Below are 25,159 nucleotides of genomic sequence, written 5' to 3' on the forward strand. Positions count from 1 at the left end.
GACACGTCGGTCTGTCGCGAAGTCGGTCCCTAAGTGCATGGCGTTGATGCAGCGGGCCAGGAGATCGAGGCTTGCTCGTCATCCCATTATTGGTCCCGCGAGACACGCGCGTTGGAGCATGCGGCGGGGTTGATGCCTCCGGCTACATGAAGCGCCTGTGTCAAGCGACAGAAGAAACCAATCCGACCGGTTTACTGACTTAACTATGGAAAAAACTGGTTGATCAAGTAGGAAATACATGTAATCTAATAGGGAGTAGGATGGACCGCGTCCCAGGCCTAGCTCGGACCGCGGCGTCACCATGGAAAATATGAAGCGGGCCTGCATCGCTCGGGCGCTGCGCATTCGGGGAGGAAGTTGGAATGATGTCTGTGAGCGAAGCCGTGCGGGCGAGGCGATCGACGAGGGCGTTCATTGATAAGCCCGTTAGCGCCAATCTCTTGCGAAGCATATTGGAAGCTGCGGCTAGGTCACCATCAGGGGGCAATCTGCAGCCATGGAACGTTTACGTGATGGTCGGTGACGACCTGGCTGAACTGAAGAAGAAAACCCTCGATAACCTCAAAGGGGCAAGAGAGGGTGGGGAATTCAAGGTCTATCCGGACCAACTGCCGGATACGTTCAACGCTCGGCGCAAGAAAAACGGAGAAGATCTTTATGCGTCGATAAAAGTGCCGCGCGAAGACAAGGCAGGACGTCTGCAGCAGTTCGCCCGGAATTACGAGTTTTTTGGCGCGCCCGTGGGCCTGATCTTTGCGATCGATCGTTGTTTTGACAAGCCCCAGTGGGTACACCTCGGTATGTTTATTCAGACCGTGATGCTGCTGGCGGAAGAGGCCGGCCTCGGTACGTGCGCGCAGGAGGCGTGGTCTGCTTGGCCGAAAACCGTATCAGCGCATTTGGGCTTGCCACCAAACCTCGTCGTCTATTGCGGGATGTCCCTGGGCTATGCCGATCTGGCTCACCCCATCAACAACTTCACGACCGATCGCGTGCCGGTGGAAGAATTCACGACCTTTCGCGGATTTTGATCCACCGGGGCTTTCGACGGGCAACGGTTCATTCGAATTGAATGAACGGGTTAGGGAAACTGCGCACTGGATGTCGGTGCCGACTACGCTAGTTCGGCGCTGTCCCAGCTCAACTACGAGCTGCCCCGCTGAGTAGGTGGCCCGACTGCGCATAAAAATACTGTCGACTATCCAATGAGGTCAGCACATTGCGCGCATCCGCAACCGTGAATATCCTGCTCGCGGTTCGCGACGTCAGCGTCGTGTTCGGCGGCATCATCGCGCTCAACGGCGTGTCGTTCGACATGCACAAGGGTCAGATCCTCGGATTGATCGGCCCCAACGGCGCCGGCAAGACCACGCTCTTCAACTGCCTCTCGCGCCTGTACCAGCCGTCGTCCGGCGACATCCTGATGGAAGGCGCGAGCATCCTGACGCGACCGCCGCACCGGATCGCCGAAATCGGCATCGGCCGCACCTTCCAGAACGTGGCGCTCTTTCCGAACCTGTCGGTGATGGACAACGTTCGCGTCGGCGCCCATTCGAAGACTTCGAGCGACATCATCAGCGACTCTCTGAGGCTCGCCTGGGTCCGGCGCAGCGAGACCAGCGTCAACAAGAAGGTGCAGGAGATCCTCGCCTATCTCGACCTCGAAGAGGTCGCCCATACGACCGTCTCCGGCCTGCCGTTCGGCACCCAGAAGCGCGTCGAATTGGCGCGGGCGCTGGCGGCGGATCCAAAGATCCTGCTGCTCGACGAGCCCGCCGGCGGTCTCAATCATGAGGAAGTCTATGTGCTCGGCGACCTCATCCGCCGCATCCGCGACGACCGCCACATGACCGTGCTGCTGGTCGAGCATCACATGGGCCTCGTGATGTCGATCGCAGATCACGTCGTGGCGCTGAATTTCGGCAAGAAGCTCGCGGAAGGCACGCCCGCCCAGGTGCAGGCAGATCCCGACGTCATCAAGGCCTATCTCGGGAGCAAGGACCAATGACGACGCTGCTCAACGTCAAGGACCTGCGCGCCTATTACGGCCAGGTCCAGGCGCTTCATGGCCTTTCCTTCTCGCTCAACGAGGGCTCGCTGACGACGCTGCTGGGTGCCAACGGTGCCGGCAAGACCACCACGTTGCGTGCGATCTGCAACATGGTACGCTCCACCGGCGGCATCGAGTTCGACGGCAAGCCGCTGAACAACAAATCGACCGAGAACATCGTGCGCTTCGGCATCGCGCATGTGCCGCAGGGGCGCGGCACCTTCACCACCATGACGGTGGAGGAGAATCTCCAACTGGGGGCCATCACCCGCAAGGACAATGCCGGCATCATCTCCGACATCGAGCGCATGTATGCGCATTTCCCGGTGCTGAAGCAGCGCCACACGCAGCAGGCCGGCACGCTCTCCGGCGGCGAGCAGCAGATGCTTGCGGTCGCGCGTGCACTGATGCTGCGGCCGCGGCTGATGCTGCTCGACGAGCCGTCCTTCGGCCTGGCGCCACTCGTGGTGCGCGACCTGTTCGGCATCCTCGGCAAGATCAACCGCGAGGACAAGGTGTCGATCCTGGTGGTCGAGCAGAACGCCCAGCTCGCGCTCGAGCTCGCCGACCAGGCCTATGTGATCGAGACCGGCCGTATCGTGATGTCCGGCAAGGCCAAGGACATCGCGAACAACGAAGAAATCCGCAAATCCTATCTGGGTTACTGAGGAGCCGGCCGATGGAGCTTTTTACCAACCAGGTGCTGGCCGGCATTGCCACCGGCGCCATCTATGCCTGCATGGCGCTCGCCGTGGTCATGATCTACCAGGCGATCGACCATCTCAATTTCGCGCAGGGCGAGATGGCGATGTTCGCGACCTTCATCTCCTGGCAGCTGATGCAATGGGGCGTGCCCTATTGGGGCGCCTTCGTGATTACGCTGGCGCTCTCCTTCGTCGGCGGCATTGCGATCGAACGCATCCTGTTCAAGCCGCTCGCGAAGGCGCCGGTGCTGACCAACGTCGCCGGCTTCATCGCGCTGTTTGCGATCATCAACTCGTCGGCGGGCCTGATCTGGGACTTCACCATCAAGCAATATCCGACTCCGTTCGGCTCCGCGCCGCTCCTCGGCAGCCAGCTAATCTCGACCCACCAAGCCGGCATGATCGGGGTTACCGTGCTGCTGCTGCTCGGCCTCTATTTTTTCTTCCAGTATACCCGTATCGGCCTGGCGATGCGTGCGGCCGCTTCGGTGCCGGAATCGGCTCGCCTCGTCGGCATCAACACGAGCTGGATGGTCGCGCTCGGCTGGGGCATGGCGACCGCGATCGGCTCGATCGCCGGCATGCTGGTCGCACCGGTCGTCTTCCTCGAGCCCAACATGATGGGCGGCGTGCTGATCTACGGCTTCGCCGCCGCGGTACTCGGCGGCCTGAGCTCACCGCTCGGCGCCGTCACCGGTGGCTTCCTGGTTGGCATCTTCGAGAACCTGGTCGGAACCTACATCCCCGGCGTCGGCAATGAGCTGAAGCTTCCGATCGCGCTCGCGCTGATCATCTCCGTCCTGGTCGTGAAACCGGCGGGCTTGTTCGGCCGGCCTATCGTCAAGCGAGTGTGATCATGAGCGCAGCAGAAGACGTCGTCACGGAAGGTCAAGCCGTAGAGGCTGTTCCGAAGCGAGTCATGACGTTGGGTACCGGCACCTCGCTGGTGGTGCTCGCGGCACTAGTCATCCTGCCGGTCTTCGTCAAGAACTTCATCATCTTCCAGATGACGATGCTTCTGATCTACGGGCTCGCGGTGCTGGCGTTGAACATCCTGACAGGTGGCTCGGGCCAGTTCTCGCTGGGCCAGAGCGCGTTCTACGCCATCGGCGCCTATACGACCGCCGTGTTAATGGAGCAATTCAATGTCAACTACGCGCTGACGCTGCCGATTGCCGGCGTGGTCTGCTTCGGCTTCGGCTACCTGTTCGGGCAGCCTGCGCTGCGGCTTTCCGGGGTCTATCTCGCGCTCGCGACGTTCGCGCTCGCCACCGCCTTGCCGCAACTGCTGAAGCTCGGTTATTTCGAGGGCTGGACCGGCGGCGTGCAGGGCCTCGTCGTCACCAAGCCCGACGCGCCATTCGGCCTGCCGATTTCGCAGGACCTATGGCTGTATTATTTCTCCCTGGCAATTACGATCGCGATTTACGTCGCCTCGGTCAACCTGCTGCGCTCGCGCTCGGGCCGTGCCTTCATGGCGATCCGCGACAACGAGATCGCGGCCTCCGCAATGGGCGTTGACGTCGCGCTGTACAAGACGCTGGCCTTCGGCGTCTCCGCGGGCATCACCGGCGTCGCCGGCGGCCTTGGCGCCATCGCGGTACAGTTCGTGGCGCCCGACGGCTACACCATCACGCTGGCGATCTCGCTGTTCCTCGGCATGGTCGTCGGCGGCGTCGGCTGGCTGCCCGGCTCGATCGTCGGCGCGGCCTTCATCATCTTCGTGCCGAATATCGCGGAGGGCATCTCCAAGGGCCTCTCCGGCGCGGTGTTCGGTGTCCTGCTGTTCCTCGTCATCTACCTCGTGCCGCATGGGGCGAGGGATATTCTAAGACTCGTGGAGCGGAGGAGAACCTGAAGGCATATCTGGCGCGGCTATTTCTCTAAGGCCATCACTCCTACTTTTGAGTCAATGATCCAGTCCGTCGCGCTTGACCTTTTCGGACGTACATGAGTTCGTCGCGAAGGTGCGCGTTCGAGAGCATCAGTATGCGTAAGGCGGACCGTCTGCTGTTTCTCCCGCCCATTTGGGTACCTTTACGCCACGTGGAACGACAAGCTCGGATTTGCCCCTAGAGAACAGTATCGCGTCGCGAGAGTGACCGGAGGGTCGAGCCGATTGCTATCCGGGCGCATCTCCCCGGCGTTCGGCCCAATCGGGGTAGCGCGCCGAGACACTCGATTTCAAAAACTGGTTGTTTAAGTAGGAAAAATATGCGAACAAGTAGGAAAAGATCGCGGTGAGCGGCACGTCTCAAACGCAGATCGCAATGAAGCAATCAACCATTTAGTGGGGAGGACTTTAGATGAACGCATTGAGGTGCCTTAGCTTCGCTTGCATGTTCGGGCTGATAGGAAACGCAGTCCTTGCTCAGTCGCCCAGCAAATACGACCCGGGCGCTTCGGACAGCGAAATCAAGATCGGCCAGACCTATCCGTATAGCGGTCCGCTCTCATCGGTCGGCGAGCTGGGGCTTACTGAAGCGGCCTACATGGCCATGATCAATGAGCGCGGCGGCATAAACGGAAGGAAAGTGACCTTCATCTCGCTGGACGACAATTACAGCCCCGCGAAAGCCATTGAACAGACGCGTAAGCTTGTTGAGCAGGACGAAGTACTTGCGATATTCAACCCGTTCGGAACTCCAACCGCCACTGCTACTCAAAAATACCTCAACGCCAAGAAGGTCCCGCAGCTATTCGCGGGTACTGGTAGTTCGCGGTTCAACGATCCAGCCTTCCCTTGGAGCAGTTCCGTCATTCCCAGCAATCTTGCGGAAGGGGTCGCGCTCGGGAAATATGTAGCCGAAAAGTTCAAGACTGCAAAAGTCGCGATCCTGTTTCAGAATGATGACTTCGGCAAGGACTACGCAAAAGGATTTAAGGACGCGATTGCGTCGTCTCCCGGCATTCAGATAGTGAAGGAGGCTGCCTACGAGGTTACGGAGCCGACGATCGATTCTCAGATCACTCAGCTCGCCGCGACAGAAGCAGACGTCCTGTTGAACGTCAGTGCGGGCAGGGCGGCAGTCCAATCAATTCGCACGCTCTCAAACCTAAAATGGAAGCCACTTCACCTTTTGAACGGGAAGTGGGCCAATATCGACGTATTCGAGCCGGTCGGAATGGAAAAGGCGGTCGGCATTATCTCATATCAATACATCCAATCCGCGTACGATCCGACCTGGGAGACAGAACCGGCTGCGCTCGAGTACAAGGAGTTCATGAAGAAGTATCGTCCCGGCGCAAATCTGTATTCCGTGATCAATGTGCAAGGCTATCTATACGGGCGACTTCTCGCTCATATCCTGCGCGAAGCTGGCAACAACCTCACGCGGGAGAATATCAACTCCATCTCCATGAATCTCCACAATGTGGACCTCGGCGGTCTCCTGCTGCCGGGCGTGAAGATAAACACCTCGCCTACACAAAGACATCTCATCTCAGATCAAATACTCACGCAGTTCGACGGGAAAAGATTCGTTCCAATTGAATGAACCGCCGAGCGCCGGGCGCTGCGGCTCTGAGCCGGGTGTCCGGGCCCACTCTACGCTTCGGCCGCCTCCCGGCCGGACCAAGGGCTCGCGCCGGCGAGTCCTTCAACTAAGCCCGGTATAAGTGAATACCGGGCTTTTTTTCCCTCAGCATCTTAGTCGACATCGAAGGATATAGATCATGACCCCAGCCCTCGAAACAAAATACGTATTCACCATCACGGCACATGTCGGCGAAGTAACCTCCGCGGGCGACATCGGTACCGGCATCCGCCGGATCGTTCCGATATTGGGCGGCGAGGTGAGGGGCAAGATCAACGGTAAGTTCTGCGCTGCCGGTGCCGACTTCCAGATGATCCGACCCAACGGATTGATGGAGATCGAAGCCAAGTATGCTTTTGAGACGGACGACGGTGCCGTTGTCTATGTCGAAAATAGAGGCCTCCGCTTCGGTCCCGCCGAATTGTTGCAAAAGCTGAGTCGCGGCGAGGCGGTCGATCCCAAGCTAGTATACTGTCGTACCGCGCCAAGATTTGAGACCGGTCACGAAAAATATAAGTGGTTGATGCAGCATATCTTCATTGCCTCCATCGCCCGCCTCGGTGACCGCGTAGTGATCGACGTGCACCAAGTGCTGTAAGTCTTTCACAGTGCCGCCCGCGAAACAGCGGCCATCAACCCAAGATCCTTATTTCGCATGAAACCATTCTTGGTGGTCGTCTTTGATCCAAGCTCTCAGTCAACACCCACAACCGAATCTGCGGTAACTTCCAATCATCGGTGCTCGCAAGCCCCTTCGCGATTACGGTAGCGACGAACTCGTTGTACCGTCGCCCAAAAATGCTTTACAACCATCCTACGGGCCTTGGAGGCACGAGAGGAATCGGTTGTGGGATTTAGCAGCAAGAATCAGAGGGTGCAGTCGTCCGCTGTCCGGCCCAATAAGAAACCAAAACGGGCCGCAGGGAAGCGTGGAGCGGAGCCCGATGCGGCAAGCCTCAGCTCTCGCGACAGTTTGCTGCAGACGGCAGTTGAGCTGTTTGCCAAAAAGGGCTTCGATGGCGTTTCGACCGGAGATATCGCGGCCGCCGCAGGGTTCTCTCAGGCCATCATACACTATCATTTCGGGTCGAAAGATCAGTTGTGGAAGGATGCCATGACTTATCTGATGCACGATCTTGACAAGCGATTTCCATTAGATCTTCAGGAACTGCGTGATCTAAATCCCGTAGATCAACTCCGTGTCATTGTGCGGAGGTTCATCGCCATGTCGGCGTCGAGGACCGAGCTTGCGAGCATTTTGGTGCTAGAGTCGATCGCGGATAGCGAGAGGCTGGAGTGGCTTGTGCGCAGGCATTTTCAAAAAAGAATAGATGTGCTTGAGAATATTGTGAAGGCGGCGATAGCCACAGGGGTTGCGAAGGACTTGCCCCCCTTCCTGGTTACTCACGGCATACTTCTTTCGTCTTCGTTCATCTTCTGCCTGGCTCCGCTGATAAGGCTTGCGCACGGCGTGGACATGAAGGATCGGAAGGCTGCTGGTGCGATCCCAGACGCACTGCTCGACTTTTTCCTCGGCGGCCTGTTGCGGCAATAGTGACTTTAATCATGCGCGGATGTTGACGGCTGTGACTGGTTGATCTAATAGGAATGCTAGTCGAACACATAGGAAATTCGGGAGAGGCGCCGCATGAGCGAGATCGATCTCGTTGACAAGGTTCTTCTGGTGACCGGCGGAGGGCGCGGTATAGGCCGTGAAATTGCGCTCTTTGCGGCAAAAGAAGGCGCTCGGGTCGTGGTCAACGATTTGGGGAGCGCACCCAGCGGCTCCGGCAGCGACGCCTCCATCGCCGAGGAGGTTGTTGCCGAAATCAAACGGGCCGGGGGAACGGCCGTGGCGAACAGCGACAGCATCGCTAGCGAAGCTTCGGCCAAGCAAATCATTGCAGCGGCACTCGACAACTACGGTCGCATCGACGCGGTCGTGAACAATGCCGGAATGCTGCGTGACCGCATGTTCTACAACATGACGGAGGAGGAGTGGGCCTCGGTCATGCAGGTCCATCTTTTCGGTTACTTCTATGTTTCGAGAGCGGCCGCGCCGCACTTCAAGGCGCAGGCTTCCGGATCTTACATCCACTTCACGTCTCCGGCGGGATTGATCGGGGCGGTCGGACAGGCGAACTACGCCGCCGCAAAGATGGGCATCGTGGGAATGTCGACCGGAATTGCGTTCGACATGGCCAAATACAATGTCAGATCGAACTGTATCGCTCCTTCGGCATGGAGCCGTCTGCTCGCAAGTGTCCCGATACGGTCCAAGGAGGAGGAAGAGCGGGCGGCCATGTTCCAGAAGAAGATGGGGCCGGAAAAGATCGCTCCGCTCTGCGCCTTCCTGGCAAGTGACGCTGCCAAGTCGGTCAGCGGTCAGATCTTCAAGGTGCGCGGCAACGAGATATTTCTGATGAGCCAGCCCCGGCCCATCCGATCGGTTCATCGGGATGGCGGGTGGGGCATGCAAAGTCTTGCGGATGTCATGCTGCCCGCGCTTTCGCCGTCTTTCTTCCCGCTGACGTCGCACCTGGACGTGTTCAGCTGGGATCCGGTCTGAGGCTTCGACATGACACTTGACCATAGCCGCCTGATGAACTGGCCCTTCAAGGACGTCGTTCGCCATTACGACGACAAGGATACTATCCTTTACGCGCTCAGCTTGGGGGTCGGGGCAGATCCGGTCGATCCGCGTCAACTCAAGTTCGTCTACGAGAAGAGCCTTCAGGCATTTCCGACAATGCCCATCGTTCTGGGCATGACGGACACGGGATTCCTGACTGACCCGGCTATCGGCATCGACTTGCGCAAGATGCTGCATGGCGAATCGAGCCTTACGATTCATGCTCCTCTTTCGCCCGTGGGCGGAATTATCAGCCGAATGCGCATCTTGGACATCGTCGACAAGGGGGCAGGCAAGGGAGCGATGCTCTACTTCGAGCGTGGCATCCGGGACGCTGAGAGCAATTATCCGTTAGCCACCGAGCTGGGCTGTTTCGTATTACGGGGTAACGGTGGCTTTTCCGGCGAGGTTAGAAAGACGCCATCCCCTCGCGCTGTTCCGGATCGCGCTCCCGACCACGTCTGTGCGCTGTCGACTCTGCCGCAGAGTGCGCTGCTGTACCGACTGACAGGAGATCGCAATCCGTTGCATGCCGATCCCAGTGTCGCAACGGGCGCTGGATTTGAGCGCCCGATCTTGCACGGCTCATGTGCCTACGGCATCGCGGGGCATGCCTTGCTGAAAGTGTTGTGCGACTACGAACCTCAGCGCCTTCAACGGATGGACGTTCGATTCACGGCGCCCGTGTTTCCCGGAGAAACCATCCAAACGGAAATCTGGCGAGAGCATCAGGGCTCAGCCCTTTTCCGCTGCAAGGTGATCGAGCGCAACCGGGTGGTGCTCGACAACGGTTTTGTCGAGTACGCGGCTACGAACGCCACCGTCGATCCGAGCGGCTCAGCCAGTCACTAAGGAACATCTACATGGACAAGGGAAAACGTTACGTTCCGACCGCGACGCCCGAGACGAAGCACTTTTGGGACGGTACGCGTCAAGGTCGTCTCGTGCTTCAACAGTGCCGCCAATGCGAGCATACCTATTTTCCGCCGCGACCGTTTTGCTGCAAATGCGGTAGCCGCGATGTCGCTCCAAGAGAATGCAGCGGGCGGGCTCGGCTGTACAGCTATGTGATCAGCCATCGCGCAGCACCTGGCTTCGAAGCGCCTTATTCAATCGCGGTCGTCGAACTGGAAGAGGGGCCACGGTTGATGACGAATATCATCAACGTCCCGCAGACTCCGGAGGCGCTCGTCCTGGACATGCCGTTGCGAGTGACGTTCAAGGAACTCTCCAACGAGATAACACTCCCGCTCTTCGAACCCCAAGGAGAAGCATCTTGAGCAAGGCGCAAGCGGCCATCGTCGGAGCAGCGGAAACCACTAGGATCGGCGTCGTGCCGGACATGTCGCAGTTGCAGCTTCACGCCGACGCGGCGATTAACGCGCTTGCGGACGCCGGAATCGCCGCTGGAAAAATCGACGGCTTAGCAACGGCAGGCGAAGATCCTGTCCTGTTAGCACACTATCTGGGCATCAAGCCGACTTGGATCGACGGTACGGCGGTCGGTGGGTGCTCGTTCATGATGCACGTGCGCCATGCCGTCGCCGCCATCCGGCAGGGCCTGTGCAGCACCGTGCTCATCACTCACGGGGAGAGCGGAAAGTCGAGGGTCCCAGCCCCCTTCTTTCCTTGGCCTCCCCAACCGATGAGTCTGGTTGGTCAGTTCGAGGCGCCGTTCGGAGTTGTCGGCGCTCCCACCATGTTCACCATACCTGTCCTGAGATACCTGAAGACCTACGGGATATCCCTGGAGAAATTGGCCATGGTGCCGGTCATCCAGCGGCAGTGGGCGGCGTTGAATCCGAAGGCCACGTTCAAAGATCCAATCACCGTCGACGACGTGCTCGCCTCTCGCATGGTTGCTTATCCTTTCACGCTGCTGATGTGCTGTCCGCAGACTGACGGAGGGGGGGCGTTGATCATAACTGCGCCGGAGCGTGCCACCGAATTCTCCAGCAGCCCGGTCTACGTGTTAGGGTCGGGCGAAGCGAGCGAGACAACGATGATCAGTCAGATGGAGGACTTTACGTCCTCGGCGGCCTTCAGAAGCTCGGGCGCGGCGGCGTTCAAAGACGCCGGTATTAGCCACCACGACGTCGATCACCTGATGATTTACGACGCCTTCGCTCACCTGCCGCTCTATGGCTTGGAGGATCTGGGCTTCTGCGGACGCGGTGAAGCTGCGGACATGATTGCGGAGGGCCATACGGCACCCGGCGGCTCTCTGCCCGTAAACACGAATGGGGGCGGACTAAGCTACATGCATTCGGGCATGTACGGCATGTACGCGTTGCAGGAGAGCGTCCGCCAAGTTCGAGGAATTGCGCCTGCTCAGGTCCCGAACGCAAAGATCTCGGTGGCCCATGGTGTCGGCGGAATGTTCAGCGTAAGCAGCACTATCGTGCTCGGCAACCTCGTTCCCTAAGTGCGCTCGCGTATCACTGCGGAGCATGACAAAATGGGACCGTTGAGCGGGATCCGTGTTGTTGAGATTGCTGGAATTGGCCCGGCGCCAATGTGCACGATGTTGTTGGCCGACCTCGGTGCATCCGTACTTCGCATCGAGCGCGATGGAAGCCCCGATCTCGTTGATGATCTTCCTCGCGGCTGCAACATAATTCTACGCGGGCGGCCATCGCTGCAACTCGATCTTAAGAACAGCGATGCTCGTGATTTCGTGCTCAGCGTAGTGGGAAAAGCCGATGTGCTGATTGAAGGTTTCCGCCCCGGAGTCGCGGAGCGGCTCGGAATCGGACCGGAGCCCGCCATGGCGCTCAATCCGAAGCTGGTTTACGGCCGCATGACTGGTTGGGGACAAGACGGTCCGCTGGCGATGCGAGCCGGCCATGACATCACGTATCTGGCGTTGAGCGGCGCGTTGAACGCGATAGGTCGCAGGAATCAACCCCCGACGGTTCCACTCAATCTGGTGAGCGACTTTGCCGGCGGGGCGCTGTATCTTGCTTTGGGTATCCTGTCAGCGTTGGTGGAGCGTCAGAAGTCAGGTCTCGGGCAGGTAGTTGATGCCGCGATGATCGACGGCACTGCGTCGCTGATGGCTGCCTTTTTTGGCATGGCGGCGGCAGGCAACTTGACGTCCGAGCGTGGAACCAATTTGCTCGATTCTGGCGCGTACTTCTATGACGTGTATGAGTGCGCAGATGGCAAATGGCTGGCAATTGGTGCGCTCGAACAGCGTTTCCATGACGAATTGCTGCGACAGATTGGCATTGATCCAGGTCTGGCCGATTCACGAGCGAATCGAGAGAACTGGCCGCGCATGCGGGAGCTGCTGAAGGAGCGATTTCGTACGAGAACACGCGACGCATGGCAGGCGCAACTCGAGCCTCTCGACGTTTGCGCCGCGCCGGTGCTGTCGATGTCGGAAGCCCCGACACATCCGCACCTGCGTCATCGCCGGACTTTCGTTGACGTTGAGGGGGTTGTGCAACCGGCCGCAGCGCCTCGCTTTAGCCGCACGCCGGCGAATGATCCGGGTCCGGTTCCGGAGCTAGGTGTGGGCGTCGATGATCTGCTGCGTGAATGGCAGATCGACCCGAAACAACGACCCAGCCAACGTACGGTGCTTTCATAGGCCCTTAAGCAAAGGGCACTTGGGAGTCTTGTACTTAAGCTTTGGTGAGGCCGCAGGAGCCGTCGAGTGGCGCGCTGGGCTCATAGATGTCTCTCGTCGTCTACGACGATACGCGAGCCCGTGCTGGCGTTAAGGTGAGCGATGCAGGCCAAAACCGCCGAAGCGACATCATGGTTCGATCACGCGCTTCAGAGACATCGTCTTGGCGCCGGCTTCGAGTGCCGCTCCGTCCCGACTGGGGCGTGCGAAGAGCGTCCGGACCTGATGCACGCGACGAACGAGAATCGGCGCTAATCAGAAAACCGCACGGAAGTCCGGCCGACCTGCGAAATACGAGCTTCTAACAGGCCAGTGGCACGGACCGGCAGGACGCCGCTAAGGCTCCCTGTCGTCACGAGCTGTCCCGCCTTCAATCCCCCGAGATAGTCGCTTTGCGCGTTCGCATAAGCCAGCAAAGGCAATAGCGGATCCCCGGCGGGATGGGATGCAGGGGCCTGATAGAGAGGTTGTCCATCCAGCGTCACAAGACAGTCGAGGCCATTGACCTCGCTGAGGGCAGAGAGCGGCACGCTGTCGCCGACGACATAGGCCCGGTTTCCAAGGTTATCCGCGAGAAATGATAAGAAAGACACATTTGCCACGCTATCGAACCGTCCCCCGATCACCTCAATGCCCAACACAGCGTTTTCGATCGCGTCGAGAATATCGGAGCGCTCGTAAGTCCCGGCCTCACGCCTTGGAAGATCTGTACGGAGGCGAACCGCAAGTTCGACCTCTATCGTGCAGTTGCGAAATAACGAAATGTCTGATGAGTCTGGATATAAATCCAAGAGCGGGGCGGCGACCGGCAATTGCTGCGGCCCTATCGCCACTTTCCAGCCGCCCACGGGCCTAGCTAGGCGCTCCTGCACCAAAGCTTGTACTTGCATGGCACTCGCTGGACTATGCGGCACAGGAAGAGAGGAGGAAACAACTCCCCTTCCGGTCAAGTGGGCGCGAACCAACTCGTCTGCGAGAGATTGTCCTTCGGAAGGGGGCGAATGCTGAAGAGCCATTCTGACCTCGTTACCTGTTGACCCTATCCCGGCCGATGATGACACGACGAATCGACTGCTAGCGCGCTGCCCCAGTCAGGGAGCGATCGCATGGACACTGCAAGTGCGGAAGGGACCGCTCACCGCGGACGTACTATCAGGCTGCGTCAGCTACGACGGTCTGCCTCTGTTCGCCCAGTCCTTCGATACCGAGCGTGATGATTTGGCCGGGGCGTAGATAGGCTGGAGGTTTCATCCCTTGGGCGACGCCGGCGGGTGTTCCCGTGATAATCACGTCACCAGGGTGAAGCGTCATGAGCCCGCTGAGATAGCTCACAAGCTGGGCAACGCTAAAGATCATGTTCGCAGTCGTGCCGTCCTGGCGCCGGACGCCGTCAACATCGAGCCAGAGCCGGAGCGCTTGGGGGTTCGGGATCTCATCGGCGGTGACGAACCAAGGTCCGATCGGCCCGAAGGTATCGCAGCTCTTGCCCTTGGTCCACTGACCGGTACCCTCGCTCTGCAGCGCCCTTTCAGAGACATCATTGGCAAGGAAGTAGCCCGCCACATGTTCGAGGGCACGCTCCTCGGACACATATTTTGCCTTCGTTCCGATTACGACCCCCAACTCGACCTCCCAGTCCAGTTTGTTGGACCCGCGCGGTTGGACGATGTTGTCATTGGGACCGACGATGGCGCTCGTCGCTTTCATGAACACGACGGGCTCGGCGGGCGCCTGATTACCCGTCTCTTGTGCGTGATCGATGTAATTGAGCCCAATGCAGATGAACTTGCCCACGCCGCCGAGACAGGGGCCGATCCGATCTACTTGGCTCACGATAGGCAGCGTTTTGGGATCGCGTGCTGCAATCTGTCGAAGCCCATCGGGGGTCACAGACGCCCCATCCACGTCTTGGATGATCCCGCTGAGATCCCGAATTGTGCCGTCACTTTCGAGAAGAGCAGGCCGCTCCTCGCGAGGCGGTCCGTAGCGAAACAACTTCATATTTGAATCTCCATGAACGGTGAGTGGAGTGAAGAAGGCTACCATCCCACACGCTTGGCTTTATGGTGCGATCATTGCGCCTTGGTCAGCGCCTCGTCATAGCGCTTGACGACTTCTGCGTAGGCGTTCTCGGGTGACTCATCTTTCAGCACCATCCGCTGGAAAGCTTCGCCAAGAATAGTGTGGAAGGTTGATAGGATCGGGGAATAAGCCACGGCACGGCCGCGCTGGCTCACCAACTCAGCCCACTGCTTTTGATTCTTGCCTGCATCGCTTTGCAGATACGGCGTAGTATATGCCGATTTTCTGGACACCACCTCGCCGCCTTCGGCGGCGATCGCCTGTGCCTCTGGCGAAATCACAAACTTCATGAAGGTCCAAGCGGCATCCTGTTTCTTCGAATGCTTGTTCAAGGCGATGGAATAGCTGTAGACAGTCTGCTTGTCCGCATCCGAGAACGATGGTGCAGGAGCCCAACCCAGATCGTCACCCGCCCCTTGCGCCTGAATAGTCTTGAAGCGATACAAACCAAAATTGGTCATCGCTATGGTCCCGGACCTGAGGCCGTCATGAACCTCGTTGATCCCCATCTGTGCGCTACGCAGTGACGTGACCTTGCATTTTGTAAAGAAGTCCTTGATCGATTCTCCGGCGCGGATAAAATTCTCTTTTGAGAACGCGATCTTTCCATCCGGAGCGAAGTACTGACCGGTCGGGCCAACAAGCATCGTGCTCAGGAAGAACTCAGCGAGGCTTTGTGCGCCTCCGATACCCCCGGTCGCGCCAAGCGGGACGGCAAATCCAATGACGTTCGGCTGCTTAAATTTCGAGCCGGCCGCGCAAACGTCGTCCCACGTCTTCGGCGGCGTCACACCCGCTTCTTGAAGGGCGCCCTTGCGGTAAACAAGGATGGGGATGCGAAAATCCTGAGGAATGCCATAGAGCTTTCCGTCGATCTGCGCCGTCGATAGGGGCAACAGCCAGTCATCATCCGGAATCCCCTCCTTTTTGACGAGGTCGTTGAGCGGGACGAGATTGCCCGTCGCCGCGTACTCGGGAAGCCCGAAGCTGACAACACGGATAACATCTGGCGTATCGCTGCGGGATTTTACTGCCCTAGTGACCGATTGGCCGGTAGGGTCGACCAGAAGGCGAATTTTGATGTCCGGGTGCTTATTCTCGAAAGCCTGGATCATCTTCGTCTGGGCTGCAGATCGAGGATCATTGGTATTGTTTGGATCGAGAAATGTCGAGTAGACGACTTCCGTCGCTTGGGCGGCGGCACGCTCCATGAATGAGGCGGATACGCTAGCGCTGATAGTTAGTGCCGCTGCTGCCTTGATCATTGCGCGTCGTGACGTAGCATTCATGGGTGTTCGCCTTTCTCTCGTTTGTTACGCTGACGTGCAGGTCCGAGATTTCGTGGCGTCAGCCTTTCACAGCTCCTGCCGTAAGGCCGGAGATGAACCACTTTTGAACAAGGCCGAACATGAGAATGACCGGCATCGATGCGATGACGACGAAGGCCATCATGTACGACCAGGAGATGCCGACCGCGTCGAAAACTTGGTTGACCAGGGCAACTTGAAGAGTTCGCTTGGCTACGTCGGGTGCAAAGACCGCAACCGTGATGTAGTCATTCCAAGTCGTGACGATGCCGATCGTCGCGACTGCAGCGATGCCCGGCCGGATCAGCGGAAGGATGAGGTTCCAGATGATTTGAAACCGGTTGGCGCCATCCATGAAGGCGGAGTCTTCAATCTCCACGGGGACGGCTTCGACGAAGTTCGCAATAAACCACACGGTTTGGGGAATAATTCTCGCCGACAGAATGATCGTCACAACGATCCCGCTATTGAGCAGCCCAATCGAGTCGAGCAGGTAGAACGTGGGGACCAAGAGTGCGACGCCCGGCACCATTGAGGTTGCAAGAATCGTGAGCATCAGCGCCCGCTTGCCTTTGAAGGAAAACCGCGCGGCTGCGTAGCCCGCGGGGATCCCGACCAGGAGTGCGAGAGCCACGGCGCCGACGGAGTAGGCGACGGAGTTCCAGAAATCTCGAAGGAACGACTGGTCGCGGAAAACTTTCAGGTAGTTTTCCAACGTTGCAGTACTGGGCCAAAGCGTCGGCGGGACGGCCACAGCTTCGACTTCGGTCTTGAACGAAGTCGCCAGAGCCCACGCCACAGGCCCGAGCACAATGACGGCAAAGACGAAAGACAGGAGGATTGCGGGAAACCGCCCACTTGGACGGCCAGAGGACATGGCGGCACTCATTTAATAAATCCTATCCAGTGACGCGACCAGTGAGCCGGGTGTAGACCACACCCAGGGCTACGTTGATCAAAAGAACAACGATCGAGACGACCGCCGTGGGTCCAATATTGACGGCTTGGACGGTTCCACGGAACGCTTCGAAGCTTAATGTCGTCGTTGAACCCAGCGGACCGCCGCCAGTCATGACGATAATCAGCGTCATAAGGGTCAGATACATAATCGACAGGGTAAGTGCAGTGCTACCCAACGTCGGAAGGATGTGCGTCAGGGTGACATATCGAAACTTGACGAGCGCCCCACCACCGTCAATTTCCACTGCTTCGTAAAGCTCTTGCGGAATTGACTGCATGGCAGCGGTGGCCATGACCATGACGTAGGGAAACGACCACCAAGCGGTGACGATAATGATCAGGGGCAATGCAAGGCCCGGGTCACCCAACATGAGGCCAGGCTCAAGCCCAATGACCTGCATCAAGTAGGGAATAGGCCCGAACGACGGGTTTAGAAGCCAAAGCCAGATGCTGCCCACGACTGACATTGACAGCGTCCAGGGGAATAGAATGAACACGCGCAAGACAGAGCCGGTTGGGCCCGCGTTGTTCAGGACGAGGGCCGCGGCCATGCCCAGAACCACCGCGCCTGTGAGCGACCCCACGACGTAAGTCAGCGAGACAAACACAGTGTTCCAGAACGCGGAGGAGCTGAGGACCTCCGCATAATTGGCGAGGCCCACAAATCCCGTGAGCTCATAGTACCTTGTCTTTTGAAAGCTCAACCAACCAACAAAGAATGTAGGATAGAGCGTAATCAGAAACAGGACCAATATCGCTGGTGCGAACCAGAGATAGGGAATCCATGAAAAACGAACTCCGTTGTGGGTGTCCGGCGTGTCCCCAACACCAACCCCGGGGGAGGTGGTCGCGGCCTGTGTGCGGCTTGCTAACATTGTAGTTCCGTGTGAGTTCTCTCGACCACGGCCGCTTTGTCGATGCAGCCAGGGAGCAAATTATTCGGCACTTAGGAAAGGCGGCGGCCGTCGCGTTCGCTGAAGACGTGAACGCGCGAAACATCCGGCCTGACTCGAATGGTTTCGCCGGGTTGTGGAAGAACCGAATCTCGAAAAATGCAAACGATGCTCTGAGATCCGTGGCGAGCAATGACCTGCGTCTCGGCTCCCGTCGGTTCGACGACTGCTACTGTGAGAGGCAATCCGTCATCGCTCCGAACCAGATGCTCCGGCCGGACGCCGTAGACAGCGTCGGAAGACAGATGTTCCAAGCTGGCCGGCAGGGCCAGAGCCGACCCGTCTTCAAGCAGGAACCTGCCTCGTTCGCAGCGGCCTTTCAGAAAGTTCATTGCTGGAGAGCCGATGAAACCAGCCACAAACATATTTGCAGGATGGTTGTAGAGCTCAAGCGGAGCGCCAACTTGCTCGACAATTCCATCATGCATCACGACGATCTTATCAGCCATGGTCATGGCCTCGACTTGGTCGTGGGTTACGTAAACGGTCGTGGTCTTGAGGCGCTGATGCAACTCCTTGATCTCGGTGCGCATCTGCACGCGGAGTTTCGCATCCAGGTTCGACAGCGGCTCATCGAAGAGGAAGACCTGCGGATTTCTGACGATGGCGCGGCCCATCGCGACGCGCTGGCGCTGGCCGCCCGAGAGTTCGCGAGGATATCGGTCGAGAAGCTTGGTGAGGCTGAGGATCTCCGCAGCACGCCCTACGCCCGCTTCGCGCTGCTCACGCGGAGCCTTTTTCAGCTTCAGGGAGAAGCCCATGTTCTCCGCGACGGTCATGTGGGGATACAGCGCGTAGTTTTGGAAGACCATCGCGATGTCACGCTCCTTTGGTGGAACGCTATTCACGGTGCGGCCACCGATCTGGATCTCCCCGCCCGAGATATCTTCGAGGCCGGCGATCATGCGCAGCAACGTCGACTTCCCACATCCGGACGGCCCGACCAGCGTCACGAACTCGCCGTCACGAATGTCGACTGTCACGCCGTGGATCACTGGTGCGGTCCCGTACGTCTTCCGGACCGCCTTGAGCTCAACGTTCGCCACTAGTTTCCTCCCTAGTCCGCAGAGCGGTTGTTTTGCTTGGCGTCCGATCGTTAATGGAATGCTATTCCGTTAGTGAGTCGTTTGTCAATGCGAACTTCTCGCCTCAGCACGATGTCGCGAGGCAAGTCAGAATCGGATAGTTAGATCAAGAGGTTGGGGTAGATTACACCGTCCTCGCCTGCTTCGCAGGAGAGGCGATTCGGTATGGCCAAAGGGCCGAAAGCTCTTGTGCGGCTGCCTTTACCTGTTCCCCCAACTGCGGAACGACGAGCGGAGAAAAGCGATGGATCGGACCCGCGACACTTACGGTTCCTACGACCTGGTCGGCCACGCGGATTGGGGCCGCCACGGCAGCGACTCCCGGCTCGGCCTCTTCGATTGCGGAGCCCCAGCCTCGCTCCAGTGTCTCGTCCAGGGCGGCCGAGAATGTTTGTTTTGTCGTAATGACCCGAGGCCCTCCGATGTCCGTGCGTCCTAGTCCGCTGGCGACTGCGCGGGCCAGAGCTTCGTCTCGATCGAGAGTAGACAGCCAAGCTTTTCCATTCGCTGTCATATGAAGGGGCACCTTCGCAACGAGCTCTGGCTGGTAAATCAAGCCGGAGCGGGCGCCTTGCGAGTGAGCAATCCACGTCAATCCGTCGGGGTCGACAATCGCGATTCTACCGAGGCCCTCTGTTGTGTTTGCCAATCGATCGAGGATTGGCTGGCAAATGTCAGGTATGCGCGTTCCTACCAAGAGGCGCTGCCCCACCACTGCCAAGCGCAAGGACAAGCGATAGAAGCCGCTGTCAGCCTCCTGCTCAGCCCAGCCCAAGTCGCACAGGGTGGTTAGGAGCCGATGAGCTCCGCTCTTTGGCACGTCAAGACGTCGGCTGATCTCGCCGAGCGACATAGCGCCGGCGTTCTCGCTTAGCAGGGTGATGAGGTCGAAGCAGTGTTCGACGAGGGATTTGACAAGCCGCATGACACCACTTAGAAGGTGATTACTGGAACGTCATTCCATTAGCATAATTCGCTGAGTTTCGCAAACCTTGGCTACCCAATACCCGCTGAAAGAAACCGGGAGCTACCATGCAGCAAGACCTGTCGGGAAAAATCGCCGTGGTCACGGGAGCTGGCCGCGGATTGGGGAAGGCCATCGCCGATGTTCTGGCGGGCCGCGGCGCTCATGTGGTCATAACCGATCGCACACTCAAACCCGCAGAAGAAGCCGCGGACGTCGTCCGCGCTCGAGGTGAGAGAGCCAGCCCGATCGCCTTCGACGTGGCGGAGCAGAGACAAGTCGAAGAAGCCTTCCGAAAAATCCGGGAGGCTTACGATCGTGTCGACATCCTGATCAACAATGCTGGGATCGGTGATTTTGTCAGTTTTCCGGAGATTAGCCCTGAAAAATGGGACCGTATGATCAACATCCATTTGAAAGGTTCTTTCAACTGCTGCCAGGCGGTTCTTGCTGGGATGAAGGAGCAAAAATACGGCAAGATCGTCAACGTGAGTTCAGTGGCCGGTAAGCGCGGCGATTTTATCGGAAACGCGCATTATACCGCTGCCAAAGCTGGAATTATTGGCTTGACGAAATCTCTCGCGCTCTACGCGGCCCCATTTGGCATCAACGTCAATGCCATCGCGCCAGGATTGGTTGCAACGGAGCTTAGCGACGAAATGAGCGGCGAGATGAAGGCGACGACCATCTCGCGCATTCCCGCTGGTCGCCTTGGTCGCCCAGAGGAGATCGCGCGGGCCACTGCTTTCCTCGTGTCAGAAGACGCAAGCTACATCTTCGGAGAGACCTTAAGCGTCAATGGCGGCTCCTACATGGATTGATTGCCTCGACAATCGGGTTGTCACGGAGCTCCTATGAAGGTCGCAATATTCGACGTCAGCCACTGGCATTTCCCTTTGTATCTCTCACCGCTGGGAGATCCTGATATCCAGGTGGTGGGCATCTCAGATAGCGAGGTGTTTGCTGGCGCACGTTTTGCGCGGCAATTGAACTGTAAACTCTTCGACTCTAACAAGGATCTTCTTGAACAAGATTTCGACTTTGCCTTGGTGTTCAGTCGTCATTCCAGGATGGCGGAACTGGCCGAGCGGCTAATCGACCGTGGTATTCCGTTTCTGATCGAGAAGCCCTGCGGACTCAATCTTCAAGAAGTTCGTCGGATCCGGCAATTGGCGGAGCAGCGTGGCGTTTACGTCAGCGTTCCGTTTATTAATCGTGTAAGCGACTGGGCTTCGCGACTTTCGCCCGCCGAGGGATTTACGCCGGAAGGCTTTCAGCATTTCTCGTTCAGATTCGTTGTTGGCTCTGTCGAGCGCTATGAGCGCAACGGGTGCAACTGGATGCTGGACAAGCAGCATGCAGGCGGCGGTTCACTGCTGAATGTTGGAATTCATTTTATCGACCTGATCGCGACTCTGACTGGCGTCCCGATTACTCACGTTTCGGCGCAGTCACGCACATACCGCCCCGACGTCACCGTCGACGAGCAGGCCGTCCTCACCTGTCAAAATGCGGCGGGCCAGATCGGGGTGATCGAGACGGGGTACCTGTATCCGTCGACAGCAGAGGATCAGCGCGACTTCGCGTTCTCTATCTCGCATGGTTCCTCGTACATGCGGGGCTACGCAGATCAGCTCTATGTGAAGGCACGCGACGAACAGCAGGGGCGGTCCACTACCGTCGAGTACAATACGGACGAGTATTATCCAGTGTTCCTAAGGCGCAGTTGGGCGGATCTGGCCCAGGGGCGTCCGCCTTTTGCAGGTTTGCGCGAGGCAGAACACGCGATTGCTGTCATCGAGGCAGCATACCGTTCCGCAGCCAACGGCGGCGCGCCCCAAACGGTCGAGCATGCGCCGTAGATCCCTTACCACCGAATGGCTCTAGCCAGGTGCGATGCTTAGCGCGTTCGTCGACCTCTGGGTCGATCGAACCGGACAGGAAACAGACGAGAAGGGAGACACCCATGTCGTTGTCAGGATCTGGCGTCATCGCCATATGGAACGATATCACTGACGAGGGACGTGCCAACTTTTACGAATGGCACGATAGAGAGCATATTCCGGAGCGGGTCGGCATACCGGGCTTTCTGCGCGGCCGTCGCTATATCGCTTTGTCAGGAACGCCGGAATACTTCACGCTCTACGAGGTTCAAGACAAGTCTGTGCTCACGGGAGCAGACTATCTGGCGCGATTAAATAGCCCGACCGAGTGGACCACGCGCTCAGTTCAGCACTTCAGGAACACCTCTCGATCGCTGTGCGACGTCGAGGTCTCGCTTGGAGTGGGATCTGGTGGCTTCATCGGGACGATACGCTTTGATTGCGAGCCAGGCCAGGATCCGGAAATTCTCAAGACGATCTCCGGCGCCATCCTGGCTGAAGTGTCGAATGCTCCTGCGATCTCGGCAGCGCATATCTGCCGGGCCGATGAGAGCGCGAGCAACGTCAAGACGGCCGAGCAACGCGGGCGCGCTGCAAACATGATTCCTCGTTGGGTACTGATGGTGGAAGGAACCACGCAGGAAGCGGTCGAGCATGTCCTGTCGACTCATTTGAGCCACGCGGTGCTGGGTGACTTGGGCGCGCCAGAAGCCCTGCACGGGGTGTACCGTTTGCAATTCGATCTCGTCGGCACCCGATTAGGTCAACCTGCCGCCTCGAGGGCCGCCTGACACGGCCAACCACCAAGAACAGCGCGCCTCCCACGGTCGCCGCGCGGTTTCACAAACAGGAAACCGGAACGATGCACCCAGTGATACGCCTTCACACCGACGATAATGTCGCCATTGCGCGCACGGCGTTGCTGGCTGATACGCCGGTTGCGGACGGGGTCGTAACCTCCGTTCGCATTCCCGCAGGACACAAGGTCGCTGCGCGGCCGATCGCTCTAGGCGAGCCTGTACGCCGCTACAATCAGGTTATCGGCTTTGCGACCACCAATATCGCGCCGGGAGAACACGTCCATGTTCACAACATGGGAATGGGGGATTTTGCGAAGGACTATGCCTACGGCCGAGACGCAAAGCGGACTGACTACGTCGAAGTCCCAGCCACATTCGAGGGCATTCGCCGCCCGGACGGCCGCGTCGCAACTCGCAACTACATCGGCATTCTCACTTCGGTGAATTGCAGTGCGCATGTGGCGGCCCTCGTTGCCGACGCCTTCAAGCGACATCCCTTTGTCGGGATCGAGCCGCTAGCCGCCTATCCGAATGTCGATGGCGTCGTTGCGCTAACGCACAAGACCGGCTGCGGCATGGCGGAAGGAGAGCCGCTGCAGCTCTTGCGTCGCACACTCGCCGGTTATGCCCGCCACCCCAATTTCTCTCACGTCGTCGTGCTCGGGCTCGGCTGCGAGGTGAATCAGATTGGCGCAATGCTCAAGGAGCACAATCTGACCGATCGCATCCGCAACATGGATATCCAGGCGATGGGCGGCACCCGCAAGACGGTAGAGGCCGGCGTGGATTTTGTGCGGGAGGTTCTCACCGATGCGAACCACGTGCATCGAGCGACCGTTCCCGCGAGCGAGCTCAAGATAGCACTGCAATGCGGCGGGTCGGACGGTTACTCTGGCGTCTCGGCCAATCCCGCCCTTGGCGTCGCAAGCGATCTAGTCGTGCGCAATGGCGGCACGGTGATCCTGTCGGAAACCACGGAAACATACGGCGCCGAGCATCTCTTCACCCGTCGTGCCGTCAGCCAGGAGGTCGGCGAGAAGCTGGTCAGCCTCATGACTTGGTGGGAGGAGTATACCCGCAAGCACGGGGCGGAGATCAACGCAAACCCGTCTCCTGGCAACAAGGCTGGGGGGCTGACGACAATTCTCGAAAAGTCGCTCGGCGCCATGGCCAAGGCTGGCAGCACCAACCTCGTGGACGTGATCAAGTACGCAGAAGCCGTGACCGCGAAGGGGTTCGTGTTCATGGATACGCCGGGCTTCGATCCGGTTGCAGCGACTGGTCAGGTTGCTGGTGGCGCAAATGTGGTCTGCTTCACCACCGGGCGAGGCAGCGTGTTTGGCTGCAAGCCGGCGCCGTCGATCAAGATCGCCACCAACACTCCTCTCTACCGGCGCATGGAAGAGGACATGGACGTAAACTGCGGCACGATCCTCGAGGGCGAGGAGACCGTGTCGGAATCCGGACAGCGGATCTTCGACCTTATTCTTCGGGTCGCCTCCGGCGAGCGCACCAAGAGCGAGCTCTTCGATTTTGGATCGGCCGAGTTCGCTCCGTGGCCACTCGGCGTCACTGTCTGAGTGGCAGCATGATGGATGTCGACAGAGATCGCCACGACGCGATCGGCACCCTGCACAAAATGCCAGAAGCCCGGGATTGAATGGGCTTCGCGGCGCCAAGATCTGATTTCAACAGGAGGAATAATCGATGAGAGCCTTGGTGAGTGGCGGAAGCCGCGGGATCGGAGCGGCTGTTTGCTTGCGGATAGCTGAAGCCGCGCTTGCGAGAGGCGAGCGTCCGATGATCGCGGTCTGTGGTCGAGAGGACTCTGAACCGCAGGAGGAGGTTGCCCGTGCGGTGCGGGTGATGGGGGGCGAAGCCATTGCTTTGTCCGGGGACCTAAGCAACGTCGACGTCGCCGCCAAGCTTGTGGATGCAACCGTGGCAGCATTCGGGGGCCTCGACGCCCTGGTCTGTAATGCCGGCGTCGCGAGCCCCGGGAAAATCTGCGATCTGTCGGTTGCCGAATGGGACAAGATGTTCGACATCAACCTTCGGGGCGCCTGGCTGCTCGCCAAAAGCTCCTACCCTCACCTGAAACAAAGCCGTGGCGCAGCCTGCTTCACGTCTTCGATGTCGGGCCAAGTGCCGCACGCGGGATCGGGCGCGTATAGCCCGACCAAAGCGGCGCTTAGGATGCTTGCGCAGACGCTCGCCTTGGAGTGGGCGCCAGACGGAATTCGCGCCAATGTCGTTTCTCCGGGCATGACACACACTCCAATGTCCGCGAGAGTATACGCTGATCCGGAGATCAAGAAGGCGAGAGAAGCGCTGATCCCTCTTTCTCGGATCGGTGATCCGAAAGATATCGCCAACGCGATTGAGTTCATGATTAGTCCGCTATCGAGCTACGTCACTGGTCAGGACCTGTGTGTCGACGGCGGATTTAGCAAGTCGATTCTTAGCCACATCCCGGGACGCCCTAGCTCAAAGCTTTAGGGCGCTTGACGGAAGATTTTGTGGGATCCGTCGCCTTAAGAACCTGCGATCAGCTGTTGTCGGCAGCCTC

Annotated in this window: 25 protein-coding genes; 18 read left to right on the forward strand and 7 right to left on the reverse strand. The window is 58.7% G+C overall.

From position 1 onward, the window contains the following. Positions 1 to 362: 362 nt before the first annotated feature. The 13 genes from JQ632_RS07875 to JQ632_RS07935 all read left to right on the forward strand — a co-directional run bounded on the left by JQ632_RS07875 (position 363) and on the right by JQ632_RS07935 (position 12,517). Complete coding sequence (locus JQ632_RS07875) at positions 363 to 1,031, forward strand: nitroreductase (RefSeq protein ID WP_249151568.1); 669 nt, start codon at positions 363 to 365, stop codon at positions 1,029 to 1,031. A 188-nt stretch (positions 1,032 to 1,219) separates the two neighbouring features. After that, the gene (locus JQ632_RS07880; protein WP_212401727.1) at positions 1,220 to 2,008 is read left to right on the forward strand and encodes an ABC transporter ATP-binding protein; all 789 of its coding nucleotides are present in this window, start codon (positions 1,220 to 1,222) and stop codon (positions 2,006 to 2,008) included. After that, positions 2,005 to 2,718 carry an ABC transporter ATP-binding protein gene (locus JQ632_RS07885; RefSeq protein ID WP_212401728.1) on the forward strand — a complete coding sequence of 238 codons (714 nt, stop codon included), beginning with the start codon at positions 2,005 to 2,007 and terminating at the stop codon, positions 2,716 to 2,718. Before JQ632_RS07880 ends, JQ632_RS07885 begins: the two co-directional genes overlap by 4 nt. 11 nt (positions 2,719 to 2,729) lie before the next feature. Continuing rightward, positions 2,730 to 3,608 carry a branched-chain amino acid ABC transporter permease gene (locus JQ632_RS07890; protein ID WP_212401729.1) on the forward strand — a complete coding sequence of 293 codons (879 nt, stop codon included), beginning with the start codon at positions 2,730 to 2,732 and terminating at the stop codon, positions 3,606 to 3,608. Between the two features lie 2 nt (positions 3,609 to 3,610). Next, positions 3,611 to 4,612, forward strand: a complete 1,002-nt coding sequence (locus tag JQ632_RS07895) for a branched-chain amino acid ABC transporter permease (RefSeq protein WP_212401730.1) — start codon at positions 3,611 to 3,613, stop codon at positions 4,610 to 4,612. 448 nt (positions 4,613 to 5,060) lie between these two features. Further along, positions 5,061 to 6,251: an ABC transporter substrate-binding protein gene (locus tag JQ632_RS07900; protein ID WP_212401731.1), complete on the forward strand. Its 1,191-nt coding sequence runs from the start codon at positions 5,061 to 5,063 to the stop codon at positions 6,249 to 6,251. A 178-nt stretch (positions 6,252 to 6,429) separates the two neighbouring features. After that, positions 6,430 to 6,888 (forward strand): DUF3237 domain-containing protein, encoded by a 459-nt coding sequence (locus JQ632_RS07905; protein WP_212401732.1) that lies wholly within the window; start codon positions 6,430 to 6,432, stop codon positions 6,886 to 6,888. A 249-nt stretch (positions 6,889 to 7,137) separates the two neighbouring features. Then, on the forward strand, positions 7,138 to 7,845 hold the full coding sequence (locus JQ632_RS07910; protein ID WP_212401733.1) for a TetR/AcrR family transcriptional regulator: 708 nt from the start codon (positions 7,138 to 7,140) through the stop codon (positions 7,843 to 7,845). 93 nt (positions 7,846 to 7,938) lie between these two features. Beyond that, a complete protein-coding gene (locus tag JQ632_RS07915) occupies positions 7,939 to 8,859 on the forward strand; it encodes an SDR family NAD(P)-dependent oxidoreductase (protein ID WP_212401734.1) in 921 nt (306 codons plus the stop codon). A 9-nt stretch (positions 8,860 to 8,868) separates the two neighbouring features. Beyond that, the gene (locus JQ632_RS07920; protein ID WP_212401735.1) at positions 8,869 to 9,774 is read left to right on the forward strand and encodes a MaoC/PaaZ C-terminal domain-containing protein; all 906 of its coding nucleotides are present in this window, start codon (positions 8,869 to 8,871) and stop codon (positions 9,772 to 9,774) included. Positions 9,775 to 9,785: 11 nt separating this feature from the next. After that, positions 9,786 to 10,202 carry a Zn-ribbon domain-containing OB-fold protein gene (locus JQ632_RS07925; protein ID WP_212401736.1) on the forward strand — a complete coding sequence of 139 codons (417 nt, stop codon included), beginning with the start codon at positions 9,786 to 9,788 and terminating at the stop codon, positions 10,200 to 10,202. Beyond that, the gene (locus tag JQ632_RS07930; RefSeq protein WP_212401737.1) at positions 10,199 to 11,347 is read left to right on the forward strand and encodes a thiolase C-terminal domain-containing protein; all 1,149 of its coding nucleotides are present in this window, start codon (positions 10,199 to 10,201) and stop codon (positions 11,345 to 11,347) included. The genes JQ632_RS07925 and JQ632_RS07930 overlap by 4 nt, the downstream gene beginning before the upstream one ends. Positions 11,348 to 11,380: 33 nt before the next feature. Next, the gene (locus JQ632_RS07935) at positions 11,381 to 12,517 is read left to right on the forward strand and encodes a CaiB/BaiF CoA-transferase family protein (protein ID WP_212401738.1); all 1,137 of its coding nucleotides are present in this window, start codon (positions 11,381 to 11,383) and stop codon (positions 12,515 to 12,517) included. Positions 12,518 to 12,807: 290 nt separating this feature from the next. Here JQ632_RS07935 and JQ632_RS07940 read toward each other — a convergent pair whose 3' ends face one another. The 7 genes from JQ632_RS07940 to JQ632_RS40410 form a co-directional block, all read right to left on the reverse strand. Beyond that, positions 12,808 to 13,404, reverse strand: coding sequence for a fumarylacetoacetate hydrolase family protein (locus JQ632_RS07940; RefSeq protein WP_212401739.1), 597 nt, complete (start codon positions 13,402 to 13,404; stop codon positions 12,808 to 12,810). Between the two features lie 304 nt (positions 13,405 to 13,708). Beyond that, positions 13,709 to 14,557 carry a fumarylacetoacetate hydrolase family protein gene (locus tag JQ632_RS07945; protein WP_212401740.1) on the reverse strand — a complete coding sequence of 283 codons (849 nt, stop codon included), beginning with the start codon at positions 14,555 to 14,557 and terminating at the stop codon, positions 13,709 to 13,711. A gap of 71 nt (positions 14,558 to 14,628) precedes the next feature. Next, positions 14,629 to 15,903: an ABC transporter substrate-binding protein gene (locus JQ632_RS07950; protein ID WP_212401741.1), complete on the reverse strand. Its 1,275-nt coding sequence runs from the start codon at positions 15,901 to 15,903 to the stop codon at positions 14,629 to 14,631. A gap of 82 nt (positions 15,904 to 15,985) precedes the next feature. Continuing rightward, positions 15,986 to 16,834 carry a carbohydrate ABC transporter permease gene (locus JQ632_RS07955; protein ID WP_212401742.1) on the reverse strand — a complete coding sequence of 283 codons (849 nt, stop codon included), beginning with the start codon at positions 16,832 to 16,834 and terminating at the stop codon, positions 15,986 to 15,988. A gap of 10 nt (positions 16,835 to 16,844) precedes the next feature. After that, entirely contained in the window at positions 16,845 to 17,780 is a 936-nt protein-coding gene (locus tag JQ632_RS07960; RefSeq protein WP_212401743.1) for a carbohydrate ABC transporter permease, read from the reverse strand. A gap of 71 nt (positions 17,781 to 17,851) precedes the next feature. Continuing rightward, positions 17,852 to 18,904 (reverse strand): ABC transporter ATP-binding protein, encoded by a 1,053-nt coding sequence (locus JQ632_RS07965; protein WP_212401744.1) that lies wholly within the window; start codon positions 18,902 to 18,904, stop codon positions 17,852 to 17,854. Positions 18,905 to 19,067: 163 nt separating this feature from the next. Further along, positions 19,068 to 19,868, reverse strand: coding sequence for an IclR family transcriptional regulator (locus JQ632_RS40410; RefSeq protein ID WP_212401745.1), 801 nt, complete (start codon positions 19,866 to 19,868; stop codon positions 19,068 to 19,070). 107 nt (positions 19,869 to 19,975) lie between these two features. Between JQ632_RS40410 and JQ632_RS07975 the strand changes: the two genes are divergently transcribed. The 5 genes from JQ632_RS07975 (at position 19,976) to JQ632_RS07995 (ending at position 25,089) form a co-directional block, all read left to right on the forward strand. Then, entirely contained in the window at positions 19,976 to 20,728 is a 753-nt protein-coding gene (locus JQ632_RS07975) for an SDR family NAD(P)-dependent oxidoreductase (protein ID WP_212401746.1), read from the forward strand. Positions 20,729 to 20,761: 33 nt separating this feature from the next. Beyond that, a complete protein-coding gene (locus JQ632_RS07980; protein ID WP_212401747.1) occupies positions 20,762 to 21,769 on the forward strand; it encodes a Gfo/Idh/MocA family protein in 1,008 nt (335 codons plus the stop codon). 104 nt (positions 21,770 to 21,873) lie between these two features. Beyond that, positions 21,874 to 22,581: a DUF4286 family protein gene (locus JQ632_RS07985; protein ID WP_212401748.1), complete on the forward strand. Its 708-nt coding sequence runs from the start codon at positions 21,874 to 21,876 to the stop codon at positions 22,579 to 22,581. A 71-nt stretch (positions 22,582 to 22,652) separates the two neighbouring features. Next, positions 22,653 to 24,170: a UxaA family hydrolase gene (locus tag JQ632_RS07990; protein WP_212401749.1), complete on the forward strand. Its 1,518-nt coding sequence runs from the start codon at positions 22,653 to 22,655 to the stop codon at positions 24,168 to 24,170. Between the two features lie 127 nt (positions 24,171 to 24,297). Further along, the gene (locus JQ632_RS07995; protein WP_212401750.1) at positions 24,298 to 25,089 is read left to right on the forward strand and encodes an SDR family NAD(P)-dependent oxidoreductase; all 792 of its coding nucleotides are present in this window, start codon (positions 24,298 to 24,300) and stop codon (positions 25,087 to 25,089) included. Positions 25,090 to 25,159 lie beyond the last annotated feature (70 nt).

The sequence above is a fragment of the Bradyrhizobium liaoningense genome, assembly GCF_018130955.1.
Taxonomy (GTDB): Bacteria; Pseudomonadota; Alphaproteobacteria; order Rhizobiales; family Xanthobacteraceae; genus Bradyrhizobium; species Bradyrhizobium liaoningense_C.